The sequence below is a fragment of the Bacterioplanoides pacificum genome, assembly GCF_042648445.1.
Taxonomy (GTDB): domain Bacteria; phylum Pseudomonadota; class Gammaproteobacteria; order Pseudomonadales; family Oceanobacteraceae; genus Bacterioplanoides; species Bacterioplanoides pacificum.
Genome location: NZ_JBHRYB010000014.1, coordinates 111,077 through 127,032 on the forward strand (window position 1 = coordinate 111,077; position 15,956 = coordinate 127,032).

Sequence of the window (15,956 nt, forward strand, 5' to 3'; positions counted from 1 at the left end):
TTATTCTCCTGATAATTCTTCTGACGGCTGGCCAATAATGGCGCGTGCCGCCGCCCGGGCGGTCATAATACAACCGGGCAAAAAGGTACCTTCCAGCGAGCGTTTGCCATTGGCCCCGCCACCACCAAAACCGGCAGCTTCACCGACGCAATATAAGCCCGCCAGCGGCTGGTTGTTTTCGCCCAATACCCGGCTGTTCAGATCAGTGCGCAAGCCGCCCAGGCTTTTACGGGTAATTAATTGCATACGGATGGCGATGTATGGCCCGGCGCCAGGCTTTTGCAGTGGCGCCGGCTTACAGGTGCGCAGCTTGTCCGGCCCCCATTGACGGGCGTGTAAAATACGACGGATCTGATCGTCGTTTTCCAGCGCCCGGCCTTTGGCAAAATTAGCGTCGAAGTCATCGGCGGTTTGTTGCAGTTGTGCGCTATCGATATCGTGTGAGCAGGTGAGGGCGTTCATTTTCCCGGCCAGCTCTGCCAGGGTATCGGCAACAATAAAGTCGTCACTTTCTGCCGCCATTTGTTTAACCAGATTCTGGTTACCGGTAATGAGCAGTTCTTTAACGAAGCGGATAAATTGTTTATCACGAATGCGCTGATTGTGTTCAGCACCGGAAATGGCAAATTCTTTCACCGCAATCCGCCAGTTTAACAGGTGCCAGGTCCAGGGCTTTTGTTGTTGTGCCACACGCTGACATAACTCGTGGGTATCAAAGCCGGTGACCAGCGGTTCAGGACCAATACGTTCGCCCTTATGGTTTAACCACAGTGCTGATTTACAGGGGATGGTGGATAACCCATGACCGTCAAAATGTGGGTAAGGATGAGGAAAACCGGCGGCATAATTCCACATTTCGCCGGCATTGACGATATGACCGGCGAAGCGCTCTTTGACCAGCTGATGTAACTGACCGTCGGCATAGGGGTGGGCGCCGTTCAGCAGAGTCTCGGGTAGCGGCCGGTGCGCCGGCCAGTTTTTGCGTACCTGCTGGTGGCTGCCATTAATGCCGCCACAGGCCAGTACCACGTCGGACGCGTGAAACGTCAGCGTATGTCCGTGATCCATATGATGACCACGAGCGCCACACACCGCTGAACCCTGGCGGATTAATTCATCAATGCTGTGGCGGTGTAACAGGGTCAGCTGGCCGTCTGCGGCGGCCTGGTGCATGGCGCGGATCAGGCTGCGGGTTAATTCACGGGAGGTGCCCCATACCACGTGGTAGCGCGGCACGCTGTTGCCTTCGCCAAAGCGGCCTCGTTCCACCCAGTTCACCGCAGGCATAAATTTAATGCCTTCCTGCGTCAGCCAGTCGTATACCTCAGTGCGTGAATGTTCGACGTAGTAGCGCGCCCAGGCCAGCGAGTGGCGGTCGTTTTCGTCCAGCTCACCAAACCGTATCCAGTCGCGCAGCGCCCGTTGTGGGTTATCCGGAATGCCCATCTTCTGTTGCAGTGGCGTGCCGACCAGCGCCATGCCACCAAACGCCCAGAGTGCCAGGCCGCCCAGGCGCTCGGGAGTATCGCGATCAACCAGGGTGACACTTTTGCCGGCGCGCAGCAGCTCCAGAGTGGTAACGATGCCGGCGATACCGCCGCCAACAACCAGCGCGTCGGAGGTGAAAGAGGTGGTCATACAGCAGTCCTTGATGATTATTGTTGTTGCAGGAGATGGCGTTCAGCATACCTCAGCCTGCGGTCATAAGATTGACCCGGCGGGCCGCTGGATTTGACCCTGGCGGACGCAGCTGTTGTCTGTATATCCGTATGGTTATTGTGGTTTATTAACTTTTTTATCAAAAAAATTCGAAAATCTTTATAATGACAGAAATATTAAATAAATCCGGCGCAGGTAAAACGGCCTGGCGCACCACTTTTGTTCCCGGGGGACCAAGCGTTAATGACTTATATCCATCAGACCATCGATGACCTGAAGCAAACCAGCCCGGCTCAGTGTGAGTTTTATCAGGCGGTGGAAGAAGTACTGGAATCACTGGAACCCTTGCTGGAAACCTCCGGCCGTTATCAGCAGCAGGCCATTATTCAGCGTATGGTGGAGCCGGAGCGGCAGATTATGTTCCGTGTGCCCTGGATGGATGATCAGGGACAGATTCACGTTAACAAAGGTTACCGGGTGGAGTTTAACTCGGCGTTAGGACCCTATAAGGGCGGCTTGCGCTTCCACCCGAGTGTCAACGCCAGCATCATCAAATTTCTCGGCTTTGAGCAGATTTTTAAAAACGCCTTAACCGGCTTGCCAATCGGTGGCGGTAAAGGCGGCGCCAACTTTGATCCGGCGGGGCGTTCCGATGCCGAAATCATGCGTTTTTGTCAGTCGTATATGACCGAGTTATACCGCCATATTGGCCCGGCCACCGATGTGCCGGCCGGTGATATTGGTGTGGGCGCCCGTGAGATTGGTTATCTGTTTGGTCAATACAAACGCCTGACCGGCCGCTACGAAGGTGTGTTAACCGGTAAAAGCCTGCTCTGGGGTGGTTCACTGGTACGCAAAGAGGCCACCGGGTATGGCGCGGTGTATTTTGCCGAAACGATGCTCGAAGCCCGTGGTGACAGCCTGAAAGGTAAAAAGTGTCTGGTGTCCGGCGCCGGTAACGTGGCGACTTACGCCATCGAAAAGCTGTACCAGCTGGGGGCTGTGCCGGTCAGTTGCAGCGACTCACGCGGTACCTTGTATCACGACAAAGGCATTGATCTGGCGTTACTGAAGCAGCTGAAGGAAGTGGAGCGGCGCAGCCTGCTCGACTATCTGCAAACCCATGGCGACGCACAATATATTCCGCGCAGTGATGATCCGCAGGATGGCCATGCGGTGTGGCGCTTTAAAGCCGATGCGGCTTTCCCCTGTGCCACCCAGAACGAACTCAGCGGCGCCGATGCTCAGGCACTGCTGGCCAATGGCTGTCAGCTGGTCAGTGAAGGGGCGAATATGCCATCAACCCAGGCGGCGGTGAATGCCTTTATCGATGCCCGCATTGCTTATGGCCCGGGTAAAGCCGCCAATGCCGGCGGTGTGGCGACCAGTCAGCTGGAAATGGCCCAGAACGCCAGTATGCAGAGCTGGAGTTTTGAGCAGGTTGATGAACTGTTAAAAGGCATTATGAAAAACATTTATGTGACCGCCAGCCAGACCGCCGAACAGTTTGGCCAGCCAGGTAACCTGGTATTGGGTGCCAATATTGCCGGCTTTAAGCGGGTGGCAGAGGCCATGATCGAACAGGGCGCGGTGTAACCGGCGCAGGTTGGCCGGACTGGTGTCAGAGCGCCAGTCCGGCCTGGCAGTTGAATGCAGCTGCCGGTACGCATAGAATCGTCCGGTTTATTTTTTGCACAGAGCCGGAATGAAAACTCAAATTTACCCGAAATATTATTACCGCAACTTCCTGCACCCCAAATACTGGCTCACCTGGCTGGGTATCAGCCTGATGTTTCTGATTTCGTTATTGCCTTATTCCGGCAAGATATGGCTTGGCCGTCAGCTGGGTTTGTTGATGCTGAAGCTGGGCGGCAGCCGGTTACAGATAACCCAGGCCAATATCCGCGCTTGCTTTCCCGAACTATCCGATACGCAACAGCAACAGCTGATTAAAGATACTTTTATTGCCAATATGACCGGCATGGTGGAAACCACCACTGCCTGGTGGGGCAATCATCAGCCGGTACTGAATAATCTGACCGTGTATGGCCGTGAACATCTGGCCGAGGCGGAGGCCCGTGGCAAAGGGGTACTGCTGGTAGGCGGCCACTTTTCCATTCTCGATCTGGCCGGGCCAATGGCCAATCATACGTTTGATTTTAATTATATGTACCGGCCAAATGATAACCCGTTATTTGACGCATTAATTGAGCGTTCACGGGTTGCTTACAGCCACAATAAGTTCAGCAAATATGAACTGAAAGAGATGATGGAGTTTATCAGGCAGGGTAATACCGTCTGGTATGGTTATGATCAGGATTTCGGTGGTAAACGTTCGGTGTTTGCCCCCTTTTTTGGTATTCAGACAGCAACCTTAAAAGCGCCGATGGCGATTGCCCGGGAAACCGGTGCAACCGTGGTGATGATCAGCCAGTTTGCCGAAGGTAATGGCAAATATGCCATTCATGTATCCCCGATTCTGGAAAACTTTCAGGATGATGACGACGTCACCGCAGCGACCCGCCTGAATGCTCAGCTGGAGCAATTTGTGCGCTTACACCCGGAACAATATTTATGGCTGCACCGTCGTTTCCGTTCCCGTCCGGAAGGCGAAGAGCCGTTTTATCCGAAGAAAAAACGCAAGCCTAAAAAATAATATTCACGGCGATCAGATGTGCTGATAAAACGGCCCGGGAAAGAACTTCCCGGGCCGTTTTCGCTGTTTTAATAAGCAGCTGCTAATAATGCATCGCAGGCCTGATGCGGATTGCCGGTCTCATCATACACCCTGACCCATTCACCATAATTATGAATAACGGGAATATTTTCCGGGTGAAAGCCGGGTTTAAAATACATCAGTAGTTTGGGCAACATCGACGACAGAATACCTCTGCGGCCGTACATCCAGTTGAGGTTTTTCAGCACCATTAAACGACGTTGCCACCAGGAAAAACCATCGGCCTGCAGCAATTCATCGGCATAGTTAAACATCACCGAGGTGGTATGCCGGGTGGCGATCACCATGGCGATGCAACGTTTTATATACCCTACCTTAGCAACCGTTTTCATCACGTTAAAGGCGACTGAACGGTGTTCCATTTCTTCAATGGCATGCCAGGCAAACATGGCGCACATTTTCGGGTGGATATCAGCAGTCACTTCCTTTCGGGAAAAAAAGGTTTCGGCCAGCAGCGCGGTAAAATGTTCGTAAGCGGCGGTTAATGCCAGATTAAATTCATCCGAATAACGTGCCTGGTCGCGTTTAATGTAGTCTTTAAGCTCGTTCAGAATTTTTTCCATCGGCATACCCTGGGCAGCCAGCAGCTGATTAAAACGGGTATGCGCAATGCCGTGTTGCGCTTCCTGCTGGGTGAACTCTTTTACATCGTGCTGCAGCTGGCTGTCGCTGATACGATCCCGGAAGGCACGCACACTGGAAATAAAATAGCGCTCACCATCCGGAAAGCTGAGCTGCAGCGCATCCATAATGCGGGTTTTAAACGGATCGTCCGCGTTCCAGTACTTCGGAAAATCAGAATCCAGTCCAAAGTCGATATCTTTGCGGGCCTCAATGGCCGGTTGTGGGTGTCTGGTCATGGTGTTTCCCTGTGCCGGCCTGGTGGCGATGACAAACGGCTACCGTCCGGGTTGTTGTTATTGTGGTTTGCCTGGGGCCTGTAACAGGCTTACGAGGCTGAGACTGATCATCTTATGAACGGATCAGTGGGTCATCAATGTACAAAACAACACTAAAGGGGATATATTTGGTGCAATTTGCACTTTTTATGGCCGCGGAGACAATATGAAACTTGCCGTCAGTACCCGCCAGCGCTGGCCCGGGATCACCCCCAGAATCGTTGAACTGCTGCGCTGTGGTGCTGAACTGGCACTGCAGCTGGCGACCAGTCCGGAAGTGCTGGATCAGCTGGAAGGGGGCAATTTCAGAGCCGTCGGAGCAGATAATCAGTACCTTGACCCACTGCTGTCAGTGAAACAACGACGGGCCATCCGTGCCGCCACCATTCATTGGTTAAACGCGGTGATTGAGCACCCGGACCAGCCGGTGAGTGCGTTTCTGGTGGAGGAAGCGGTACTCAGCCTGAATGAAATTTTCCCCGATCAGGCGCCCCAGGTGTTGTTGAACAATGCCCGCTCAGTGCAGGACATCGCCTGGCAATACTGGATGAAAATTGTTTTTCAGCTGACCCGGGAACCGGCTGAATTACAGCAGTTGCTGGAAATTTCCTCATTGTCGATCAGTGCCTTTATCGACGACAGCCTGCAGCTGGCGATGCAGCGTATAAAACAGGATGAAGAAAGCCGCAAAGCGGGCTTAGCGGAACAGCAGCGTGAGCTTATCTCGCGCATCGTGGCCGGTGATGCTGTCGCTTTACAGGACGCCGAACGGCTGCTGAATTATCCGTTTAGCCAGCCCCATCACAGTGCGATCATCTGGAGTGAAGAAATTGATACGGAAATTGCAGATCTGGAACAACTGGCCAGTGCGTTTCAGAAAGCCTGCCAGCAAAGCCGGGCGTTAAAAATTATTGTCAGTCCGGCGCTAATCTGGGTCTGGACGGCAGCAGAATACCCGCTAAACGAAAAAGTGCTAAAAAATAGGGTATACGGATTTAATGGTTGATGGGGCACCTTCACCCCATCAATCTGATACCACCCTCAGATGGTTGATAGATCGACTCCGTAGTTGAGTTCCTCTGCGAAGTCCGGCAGTCCGTAACCGATGGTTTTCTTGTAGAAAGGAGAGACCTTCGCAGTCGGTGCCTTCTTCTTGTGCTTCGTGGTGTAGAGCATTCGTGCCCGCATCACCTCGAAGGAGTAACCGCGCCCTTCACGGTTCTTGTCCTTGGCCAGTTGGTTGATGGACTCCGTGTAAGCGTTGGTGACGGGCATGTCCGTCTCGAAGTAGGTCATGGTCTCTTCGCGCCAGTTTCCCACTGCCCTGACCAGATCGCTCCAGACTTCCTTTTGGCCCTTCGGGATGGTGGCTATCCACTCGTCCAGGGCGGCTTCTGCCTGGAGCCGTGTGGTGGCGTCCCAGATGCCGTAGAAGCGCTCCTTGTGCTCGTAGGCGGCCAGCAGTTGCGGGAACGCGCCTGTCCAGGTCTCCATGATGAGGCGCTCCCGGTCTGAGACTTCGTGAGCGCGTTTCAGCAGGATTTTCCGGTCCGGCTCTGGGACGGTTTCAGCTCCTTTCTGAGGCCCTTGCGCACTCTCTCTAGGGCATCGTTGGCCATGCGCACCACATGGAACTTATCGACCACGATACGGGCCTGGGGCAGCACAGCCTTGACCGCTGCCCGGTAGGGGTTCCACATGTCCATGCTGACGATCTCGACCTTCTGCCGGTCTTTCAGCTTCATCAGGTAGTTGGTCACCACGTCCTGGCGGCGGGTGGCCAGCAGGTCGAGCAGGGTTCGCTCCTCAATGTTGGTCAGAATGCAGCGGTAGCGCTTGTTCAGGTATAGCTCGTCAATGCCCAGGATGCGGGGCGTCTCGAAGCGGTGCCAGCGCCCCAGGAACTCGGCGCGGGCGTTGAAGATGTCGCGCACCGTCTTCTCGTCCAGGCCGGTCTGTGCCGCCACAAAGGTGTAGGGGTGGTTGAAGGATTCCTTCTCCACGTACTCATGCAGCCGCAGTGTCATACGGAATCCGTCCACCATCTCCGGTAGCTGGGGCCTGAATGTTGTCTTGCAGGCCCGGCAGGTGTATCGGCGGCGGACCACCCAGAGAGTGACCCGCTTGCCGTGGATGGGCAGATCACGATAGGGAACGTCACGCTTGCCGAACCGTACGAACTCACCCTGCACTCCGCATTCTTCGCAGGCAATGGGATCGGGCGCGTCCACTTGGAAGTGCATGTCGTCGTCGGTGGTTTTGCAGCCCAGTACTTGGTATTGCGGCAGGTGAAGGATGTTGTCGGGAAGTTCGGTCATGGTGTTGTATAGGCGAAGGTTTCAGTCAGATCCATCCGACTCGGCATTGGTGTTTGTTTTTTTACCCAAAAAGCTGCCGGAAACGAAAAGTAAGGCACCGAGGACAATTGCAATATCAGCCAGGTTGAAGGCCGGCCAATGCCAGTCTCGCCAATAGAAATCAAAGGAATCCACAACATAGCCACGAAAGACCCGGTCAATCAGGTTGCCCATGGCGCCACCGAGGATAAGACTGTAAGCGATGGCTTCTCCTTTATGACGATTTTCAAGGATCAGCTTGATCAGAAAAATTGAGACCGCCACCGCGATCCCGATAAAAAAGTAGCGCTGCCAGCCTCCACCATTCGCAAAAAGACTGAATGCGGCACCGGTGTTCCTTAGGTGCACCCAGTTAAAGAACGGGGTCACCGAAACAGACTCGCCATAGGCCATTGATTGCTGCACCAGCCACTTTACAGCTTGATCAGACGTTGCCAGCAGGCCCGATATGGACAACAGGGCGTACGGCGAGAGCTTTTTGCCGATAATGAGCATTATTTAACCCTTGAGCGCCAGAATGCGCCTGGCACCGTTAAGCACGACGAGCCCCGCGATGGTGCCGATAATTAGATCCGGATAATTGGAACCGGTCCACACGACCAGGGCGCCGGCGGTGATGACCCCCAGGTTGATCACCACGTCGTTGGCCGAGAATATCCAGCTTGCCTTCATGTGCGCCCCGCCTTCCCGATGTTTGGATATGAGCAGCAGACAACTGGTATTGGCAATCAATGCGACGAATGCGATAGCCATCATCACCAGCGATTCAGGCTCACTACCGAATACAAAGCGTCTCACCACCTCTACGAGCACGCCCACAGCCAAGATCAGTTGCAGTACACCAGCAAGATGCGCGGCACGTACCTGCATTTTCACGCTATGTCCAACCGCATAAAGGGCAAGCCCGTACACCGCCGCATCGGCAAAATTGTCCAGGGACTCTGCAATGAGGCCAGTTGACTGGGCGATCAGACCGGCAGTCATTTCCACCAGGAACAGAAGTGCATTGATGCCGAGCAACCAGCGCAGGGTCCCGGATTCTTGCTTAGCAGAAGCTGCCGAAAACTCGGCGGCCTTGATGGTCTCCGGATTTGCAGCGACGGTTTCCTGAAGCGAGGCGCCTAGCCCCAAGGTCTTCAGTTTCGAGGTGACGGGCTCGACCTCGCCGTCATGCACGACCTTCAGCCGGCGGTTCGACAAGTCGAAGGACAGCGCCCGAATCTCCTCAAAGCCGTTCAGGGCTAGGCGAATCATTCGTTCTTCTGATGGACAGTCCATCTTCGGCACGGCATAAACACTGACCCATTCCCCTGGCGCCTCGGAGGAGGCCTGTATATCGGTATCCGCTGCGGACATTGCATCACCGCCACAGGCGCCACCACAGGATTTGCTCATGATACGACTCCACTTGAACAATGTTGTGGTACCATTTAAAACTATAAAGCTACTATAAGGTCAATAGAGTAAAGAATCCGTTGGGGAGGAGGCTGATGCGCATTGGTCAGTTGGCGCAGTTGGTAGGGGTCGAAACACAGACGATCCGCTTCTATGAACAGCAGGGCTTGTTGCCGCCGCCTGATCGGCAGGACAACGGTTACCGTGTCTATACCGAGAAGCATGGTGAGGGGCTGGCCTTCATCCGTCGCTGCAGAATCCTGGGCCTGTCACTGGCTGAGATTCACGAACTACAGAGCTATCAGGACGACCCTCATCAGCCTTGTACCGCCGTCAACGCCTTGCTCGATGATCACATCTCTCATGTGCGGTCGCAGATAACCGCTCTGCAAGCGCTTGAGAAACAACTCGTTTCACTGAGAGCGAGTTGCAACGATGACCGGGAAGTAGAGGCGTGTGGGGTTCTTGCTGGAATTAGCGAAGGAAACATGCACCAGCAGTAGGTGAAGCATCAACCAGATAATCCGATGAGATGCCGGTCTGTCTCACTCTCATGCAAAGGTAAGATCAACCATTTAATCCGCTTACCCAAAAAATAAAGCCCATATCCGCCTCAGTTATGGTGAAGGTGGCTGTGGTATGGATGGTTTTCGCCGCTCGCATCTGGATGCCCAGGCGGCGCAGCGGGTATTAGGGCGGCTGAAATCTCATGTTCAGCTGGTGAGTTATGATCGTGTGCGGCTGATGGCGTTTTTAGCCAAAGACGCAAAATCCATTCAGCATTATTCCGGCCATGTGCTGGGAGATTTGGCGCAGGCACCGGCAGTGGTACGTCAGTCGTTACATGTATTTCTTGAATGTGGCTGCAACGCCAGTGAGGCGGCAAAACGGCTGCATACCCATCGTAATACGCTGTTACGCCGGCTGGCCAGGGCCGAAGCTATGTTGCCGCGACCGCTGGCCGAAAACCGCATACAGGTAGCGGTGGCGCTGGAGGCGTTGTACTGGATTTTGTGACGCCAGCATCACAACTGCCAAGATCACACCTGTCAGTATCAAAACCAGGCTTCAGTATTGCGCTGCGGGTTTTCTCATCGCTTCCGGTGTAAAGCGGAAATACACACCGGTGCCACCACTGTCGCGTTTTTTTATTTCCACGTTACCGGCCAGCTGATGTGCCCGTTCCTGAATAATGGCCATGCCGTAATGGTTACGCTTTTCAGGGTCGTTACCGATGCCGATGCCATCATCTTCAATTTCCAGTATCACCTGGTGTTGTGTGTCACGATACAGATTGATATGAATATTTTCGCCGTGAGAATGATGTACGGCGTTCTGGCTGGCTTCACGAATGATTTGTAACAGGTGAATTTCTTCCTGCGGCGACAGCGGAATATTAAAAATATCGTAGTTCAGTGATATGTCCATATCAGACTGTTCATGAAACTGGTCGACGGTTTTCTGCAGCGCTTCCAGCAATCCTTTACTGTCTACTTTTAAGCGGAAGGTGGTTAATAATTCACGTAATTGCCGGTAGGCGGAGTCCAGCCCCTGTTTCAGCTCGCCGGATACATCCATCATTATCTCAAAATCTGATTTTCCCATGGCCCGGTTCAGGCGCGTTACCTGAATTTTCAGGTAAGATAACGCCTGTGCCAGTGAGTCGTGCAGCTCCCGGGCAATGACGTTGCGCTCCTTCATCAGGGTGATACGGCGAATATTTTCCTCCTCGCCCTGCAGGCTCATGGCAATCGCAAACAGATTGGCGACCGAAGTGAATAAATCTTTTTGCCAGTCCAGCAGAGTCCCCGGCTGCTGATGAATACTTAACACCCCGTATTCACGGTTCTCCCGTGAAATCGGAAAATTAATCGCTGCCGCTTGTTGCATATCCGGATTCAGGCAATCCCGGCAGTTTCTGGCTTTGCAGTCATCATCCAGTTCTTTATTGCCATTAATCTGCAGGTAAGGAATATCACCGCTTTCCGTCAGCAGGCACAGTTCGATGTCGCTGATGCCGGTGATCAGTGAAAGATCATTGAGGATGGCATTAAAATCGTCTCTTTTAATATCATGGGTGCTGGTGCGCCGGGCAAGCTTATAAAGAAAACTCAGGGTTTTATTGCTGTTTCTCAGTTCCTCGGTTTTTTCTTCTACCTGTTTTTCCAGTGATTCGTACATATAAGCGATGGCTTTACACATATGTTCAAACGAGCGCGACAAAACGCTGAGTTCGTCGCTACCACTGGCTGTTGGCAGCTGGCAGGAAAAATCTCCCATACTGATCTGGCGTGCGGTTTTGGTCAGGCTGACCAGCGGCACGGTCAATTGCAGGTGTATCCAGTAAATAACAATGGCGGATAAAATAACGGTGATAAAAAACGCAATAATCTGAAAAGTACGGAGTTTCTTTATTTTCTGTTCGGTATTCTGCTGGATAATCAGCACCAGTTTATTAAGGTCATCGACAAAATTATTGATAATGACCGTTTTTTCACCATTGCTCAGCGCCGTATTTCCGAGTAATGAACTCAGGTTTTTGCCACGCTCACGTAATTCATCAAACAGCGGGGTTGCACCGGAATTTCTTACCACGTTTTTCATAATATTATTAGTAAAAATAGCGTTAATAACGGCCTGGCTATCTGATTCGTTTCCCCCCGGCAGTAATAAACGGTAACTGTGCATACGCAGCGATCCGGCACTGTTAATAGCGTAAGCATCGTTATCTGTCTGATTGGATAACCAGTAGGACACCATTATTGTTGATATTGCCATTAATATAATGACACTCATGGCGAGATTAATGCGGGTGATGACGGAGGTTTGTTTCATGGCTGAAAACGATGCAGAAAAATGAAGCTTTATATTACCCACTGGATTTCTTCAGCGATACGGGTAAATGTCTGATTATCTGATAATGATTATTGATAATGGCGATTAATTATAGCTACCCCCCTTGAATTTATGCCCTTGATCTGTCGCAGTAATTTTTTATGGAATCTTTAAAAGTCCAATAAAATCAAAGGTTTGTTGATTTTCAGGGCTACCCAATAAGGGGTAATCCGAGGCCTGTTGTCGGCTTTTGTCAGCTTTTCCCGAGCTATTCCCGCTTGCCTAAATATTACAGTATGTAGGCGTATATTTTAGTTGGTCTTTAGGGACGCTTCAGGAGTTAGCTATGAGTCATCTACTGGAAAAGCTCAGGTTTTTCAGAACCCGGAAAGAAACTTTTTCCAATGGCCACGGTGCCACAACGGACGAAGACAGAAGTTGGGAAAAAGGTTACCGTCAGCGCTGGCAGCACGATAAAGTTGTCCGCTCTACGCACGGGGTAAACTGTACTGGCTCCTGTAGCTGGAAAATTTATGTCAAAGACGGACTGGTAACCTGGGAAACCCAACAAACCGACTACCCCCGTACCCGTCCCGATTTGCCTAATCACGAACCTCGTGGCTGTCCGCGCGGCGCCAGTTATTCCTGGTATATCTACAGCGCTAACCGGCTTAAATACCCCAAAGTTCGCGGCCAGTTGATGAAACTGTGGCGTGAAGCCAGAGCACAACACAGTGATCCGGTGAAAGCCTGGGAATCCATCGTCACAGATCCTGACAAAGCACGCAGCTATAAAGAACGCCGTGGACTGGGTGGTTTTGTCCGCGCCAGCTGGGATGAAGTGAATGAGCTGATTGCCGCTTCCAACGTGTATACCACCAAACAATATGGCCCGGACCGGGTCACCGGTTTTTCACCAATCCCGGCTATGTCGATGGTGTCGTATGCTGCGGGTGCGCGTTATCTGTCGCTGATCGGTGGTAACTGTCTGAGTTTTTATGACTGGTATTGTGATTTACCACCGGCGTCCCCACAGATCTGGGGTGAGCAAACCGATGTGCCGGAATCGGCCGACTGGTATAACTCCAATTACATTATCGTCTGGGGGTCTAACGTTCCTCAGACCCGTACACCGGATGCCCACTTCCTGACCGAGGTACGTTACAAAGGTACCAAAACCTGTGTGATTACCTCCGATTATTCCGAAGCATCAAAATTCGGCGATACCTGGCTGGCGCCCCGTCAGGGAACCGATGCGGCACTGGCGATGGCGTTTGGCCATGTGATTCTGCAGGAATTTTATGTCAATAAACAAAGTGCTTATTTTGATGAATACAGCCGCCGTTATACCGATATGCCAATGTTGGTTATGCTGGAACAAAGTAATGGCCACTTGACTGGTGGTCGTTTCCTGCGCGCGGCCGACCTGCTGGATAATCTTGGGGAAGACAATAACCCGGACTGGAAAACCATCGCCGTTAACCAGGATGGCAAACTGACCAGCCCGAACGGTGCTATTGGTTATCGCTGGGGTGAAAAAGGCAAATGGAATCTGGAAGCAAAAGACCGCAATGGTGATATCAATCTGGCGCTGTCGCTGAAGGATCAGAGTGCAGAATTCGCTGAAGTGGCATTCCCGTATTTTGGTGACGCACCTCATGAGTACGATTATTTCCAGCATACCGAACACGGTAATATTCAGTTACGTAAAGTGCCGGTGAAAACCATTGAACTGGCGGATGGCAGTCAGGCACAGGTCGCCACCGTATTCGATCTGATGCTGGCCCATTACGGCGTCGATAATGGTATTGGTGATAATAATCGTGCTTCTGGCTTTGACGATAACGTCCCTTATACACCGGCCTGGCAGGAAGCGATTACCGGTGTTGCCCGTCAGGATGTGATTCGTATCGCCCGCGAGTTCGCTGAAAATGCCGAAAAAACCCGTGGCCGTTCCATGGTGATTGTCGGAGCGGCGCTGAACCACTGGTATCACATGGATATGAATTACCGTGGCCTGATCAATATGCTGATGATGTGTGGCTGCATCGGTCAGACCGGCGGCGGCTGGGCGCATTATGTTGGCCAGGAAAAATTACGCCCACAAACCGGCTGGACGCCGTTAGCTTTCGGACTCGACTGGCAACGCCCGCCGCGGCATATGAACGGTACCTCGTTTTTCTATAACCATTCCAGTCAGTGGCGTTATGAAAAACTGAATATGCAGGAGGTAATCTCACCGCTGGCGCCAAAAGAAAAGTGGAATGGCAGCATTATTGACTTTAACAGCCGCGCTGAACGTATGGGCTGGTTACCGTCTGCACCTCAGTTAGGCACCAACCCTTTGCATCTGCATAAAGCCGCAGAACAGGCGGGTATGACGGTACAGGATTATGTCGTTGCTCAGCTGAAAAGCGGCGAGCTGAAATTTGCCTGTGAACAACCGGATAATCCAAAAAATTTCCCGCGCAATATGTTTGTCTGGCGTTCAAATTTGCTCGGTTCCTCCGGTAAAGGCCATGAATATATGCTGAAACATTTCCTCGGCACCAAGCATGGTTTGTTAGGAAAAGATCTGGGTGATTTTGGTGGCCAGAAACCACAGGATGTTGAATGGCAGGATGAAGGAGCCGAAGGTAAGGTTGATCTGTGGGTCACGCTGGACTTCCGCATGTCTACCACTTGTTTGTATTCCGATATCGTATTGCCAACCGCGACCTGGTACGAAAAAGACGATATGAATACCTCGGATATGCATCCGTTTATTCATCCACTCAGTGCCGCCATCGACCCGGTTTGGGAAGCGCGTTCCGACTGGGAAATTTTTAAAGGCATTGCCAAAGAATTTTCCCGCGTGTGTGAAGGCCATCTGGGTCAGGAAACCGATCTGGTAACCACACCGATGCATCACGACACTCCGGCCGAACTGGCCCAGCCTTATGGGGTGAAAGCCTGGTGGAAAGGGGAGTGCGAACCCGTGCCGGGTAAAACCATGCCGCATCTGAATGTGGTGGAGCGCGATTACCCCAACACCTATGCCCGCTTTACTTCAATCGGCCCGCTGCTGGAAAACATCGGAAACGGTGGTAAAGGCATCAGCTGGGATACAAAAGAAGAGGTGGGGCTGTTACGTCAGCTGAATTATACCCATACCGAAGAGGGCGCCAATAAAGGTTTAGCCAAACTGGACAGCGCGATTGATGCCTGTGAAATGATCCTTAGTCTGGCACCGGAAACCAACGGCCATGTCGCTGTTAAAGCCTGGCAGGCATTAGGAGAAATTACCGGCCTGGATCATACCCATCTGGCGAAACCGAAGGAGGAAGAAAAAATCCGCTGGCGCGATATCGTGGCGCAGCCGCGTAAAATTATTTCTTCTCCGACCTGGTCCGGTCTGGAAGACGAACACGTTTCCTATAACGCCGGTTATACCAATGTGCATGAACTGATTCCGTGGCGCACCATTACCGGCCGGCAGCAGTTTTACCAGGATCATGACTGGATGCGTGATTTTGGTGAGCAACTGTGCGCCTACAAGCCACCGATCAATCTGAAAACGGTCGAGCCGGTCCTGAATAAAAATCCTAACGGTAATAAAGAAATTGTCCTGAACTGGATTACCCCACACCAGAAATGGGGCATTCACAGCACCTATTCAGACAACCTGCTGATGCTGACGTTATCGCGTGGTGGTCCGATTGTCTGGATCAGTGAAACCGATGCCAAAGCAGCCGGCATTGCCGATAACGACTGGATCGAAATATTTAATGTTAACGGTTCAATTGCTGCGCGGGCGGTGGTGTCACAACGGGTACCGGAAGGTATGAGCATGATGTATCACGCTCAGGAACGTATTGTAAATGTACCCGGATCGGAAATGACCGGCACCCGGGGTGGCATCCATAACTCGGTCACCCGGGCAGTGATGAAGCCCACCCATATGATTGGTGGTTATGCCCAGCAGGCCTATGGCTTTAACTATTACGGCACAGTGGGCTGCAACCGCGATGAGTTTGTGGTGGTGCGTAAGATGAGCAAAGTCGACTGGCTCGACACTGAATAACGCCGGAGTGA

11 protein-coding genes and 1 pseudogene are annotated in these 15,956 nt (G+C 52.3%); 6 read left to right on the forward strand and 6 right to left on the reverse strand.

Going from position 1 to position 15,956, the window contains the following annotated elements:
- Complete coding sequence (locus ACFOMG_RS14545) at positions 1-1,638, reverse strand: FAD-dependent oxidoreductase (protein ID WP_376867651.1); 1,638 nt, start codon at positions 1,636-1,638, stop codon at positions 1-3.
- 264 nt (positions 1,639-1,902) lie between these two features.
- On the opposite strand from ACFOMG_RS14545, the gene gdhA reads away from it, so the two are divergent.
- Positions 1,903-3,255, forward strand: a complete 1,353-nt coding sequence (gene gdhA, locus ACFOMG_RS14550; RefSeq protein ID WP_376867652.1) for an NADP-specific glutamate dehydrogenase — start codon at positions 1,903-1,905, stop codon at positions 3,253-3,255.
- 109 nt (positions 3,256-3,364) lie between these two features.
- Positions 3,365-4,315 (forward strand): LpxL/LpxP family acyltransferase, encoded by a 951-nt coding sequence (locus ACFOMG_RS14555; protein ID WP_376867654.1) that lies wholly within the window; start codon positions 3,365-3,367, stop codon positions 4,313-4,315.
- A 68-nt stretch (positions 4,316-4,383) separates the two neighbouring features.
- Here the strand turns inward: ACFOMG_RS14555 and ACFOMG_RS14560 are convergent, their stop codons facing one another.
- Entirely contained in the window at positions 4,384-5,256 is an 873-nt protein-coding gene (locus ACFOMG_RS14560) for a metal-dependent hydrolase (RefSeq protein ID WP_376867655.1), read from the reverse strand.
- 205 nt (positions 5,257-5,461) lie between these two features.
- Here ACFOMG_RS14560 and ACFOMG_RS14565 point away from each other — a divergent pair, with 205 nt between their 5' ends.
- The gene (locus ACFOMG_RS14565; protein ID WP_376867656.1) at positions 5,462-6,301 is read left to right on the forward strand and encodes a hypothetical protein; all 840 of its coding nucleotides are present in this window, start codon (positions 5,462-5,464) and stop codon (positions 6,299-6,301) included.
- A gap of 35 nt (positions 6,302-6,336) precedes the next feature.
- On the opposite strand, the pseudogene ACFOMG_RS14570 reads toward ACFOMG_RS14565, so the two are convergent.
- The 3 genes and pseudogenes from ACFOMG_RS14570 to ACFOMG_RS14580 all read right to left on the reverse strand — a co-directional run bounded on the left by ACFOMG_RS14570 (position 6,337) and on the right by ACFOMG_RS14580 (position 9,047).
- Positions 6,337-7,613, reverse strand: a pseudogene (locus ACFOMG_RS14570) (ISL3 family transposase).
- 21 nt (positions 7,614-7,634) lie between these two features.
- Positions 7,635-8,147 carry a signal peptidase II gene (gene lspA / locus ACFOMG_RS14575; protein ID WP_006956201.1) on the reverse strand — a complete coding sequence of 171 codons (513 nt, stop codon included), beginning with the start codon at positions 8,145-8,147 and terminating at the stop codon, positions 7,635-7,637.
- Between the two features lie 3 nt (positions 8,148-8,150).
- Positions 8,151-9,047: a cation transporter gene (locus ACFOMG_RS14580; RefSeq protein WP_376867657.1), complete on the reverse strand. Its 897-nt coding sequence runs from the start codon at positions 9,045-9,047 to the stop codon at positions 8,151-8,153.
- 95 nt (positions 9,048-9,142) lie between these two features.
- Between ACFOMG_RS14580 and cadR the strand changes: the two genes are divergently transcribed.
- Together cadR and ACFOMG_RS14590 are read left to right on the forward strand one after the other, a co-directional pair.
- Positions 9,143-9,550: a Cd(II)/Pb(II)-responsive transcriptional regulator gene (gene cadR, locus ACFOMG_RS14585; RefSeq protein ID WP_004364961.1), complete on the forward strand. Its 408-nt coding sequence runs from the start codon at positions 9,143-9,145 to the stop codon at positions 9,548-9,550.
- 136 nt (positions 9,551-9,686) lie between these two features.
- Positions 9,687-10,064 carry a helix-turn-helix domain-containing protein gene (locus ACFOMG_RS14590; protein ID WP_376867673.1) on the forward strand — a complete coding sequence of 126 codons (378 nt, stop codon included), beginning with the start codon at positions 9,687-9,689 and terminating at the stop codon, positions 10,062-10,064.
- Positions 10,065-10,115: 51 nt separating this feature from the next.
- On the opposite strand, the gene ACFOMG_RS14595 is transcribed toward ACFOMG_RS14590, so the two are convergent.
- Positions 10,116-11,882, reverse strand: coding sequence for a histidine kinase (locus tag ACFOMG_RS14595; RefSeq protein ID WP_376867675.1), 1,767 nt, complete (start codon positions 11,880-11,882; stop codon positions 10,116-10,118).
- Between the two features lie 346 nt (positions 11,883-12,228).
- Here ACFOMG_RS14595 and ACFOMG_RS14600 point away from each other — a divergent pair, with 346 nt between their 5' ends.
- On the forward strand, positions 12,229-15,945 hold the full coding sequence (locus ACFOMG_RS14600) for a nitrate reductase subunit alpha (protein ID WP_376867677.1): 3,717 nt from the start codon (positions 12,229-12,231) through the stop codon (positions 15,943-15,945).
- Positions 15,946-15,956 lie beyond the last annotated feature (11 nt).

Bases quoted from the DNA above. Each gene is read 5' to 3' on its own strand.
- ACFOMG_RS14545 (WP_376867651.1), bottom strand. From the start codon at position 1,638: ATGACCACCTCTTTCACCTCCGACGCGCTGGTTGTTGGCGGCGGTATC.
- gdhA (WP_376867652.1), top strand. From the start codon at position 1,903: ATGACTTATATCCATCAGACCATCGATGACCTGAAGCAAACCAGCCCG.
- ACFOMG_RS14555 (WP_376867654.1), top strand. From the start codon at position 3,365: ATGAAAACTCAAATTTACCCGAAATATTATTACCGCAACTTCCTGCAC.
- ACFOMG_RS14560 (WP_376867655.1), bottom strand. From the start codon at position 5,256: ATGACCAGACACCCACAACCGGCCATTGAGGCCCGCAAAGATATCGAC.
- ACFOMG_RS14565 (WP_376867656.1), top strand. From the start codon at position 5,462: ATGAAACTTGCCGTCAGTACCCGCCAGCGCTGGCCCGGGATCACCCCC.
- lspA (WP_006956201.1), bottom strand. From the start codon at position 8,147: ATGCTCATTATCGGCAAAAAGCTCTCGCCGTACGCCCTGTTGTCCATA.
- ACFOMG_RS14580 (WP_376867657.1), bottom strand. From the start codon at position 9,047: ATGAGCAAATCCTGTGGTGGCGCCTGTGGCGGTGATGCAATGTCCGCA.
- cadR (WP_004364961.1), top strand. From the start codon at position 9,143: ATGCGCATTGGTCAGTTGGCGCAGTTGGTAGGGGTCGAAACACAGACG.
- ACFOMG_RS14590 (WP_376867673.1), top strand. From the start codon at position 9,687: ATGGATGGTTTTCGCCGCTCGCATCTGGATGCCCAGGCGGCGCAGCGG.
- ACFOMG_RS14595 (WP_376867675.1), bottom strand. From the start codon at position 11,882: ATGAAACAAACCTCCGTCATCACCCGCATTAATCTCGCCATGAGTGTC.
- ACFOMG_RS14600 (WP_376867677.1), top strand. From the start codon at position 12,229: ATGAGTCATCTACTGGAAAAGCTCAGGTTTTTCAGAACCCGGAAAGAA.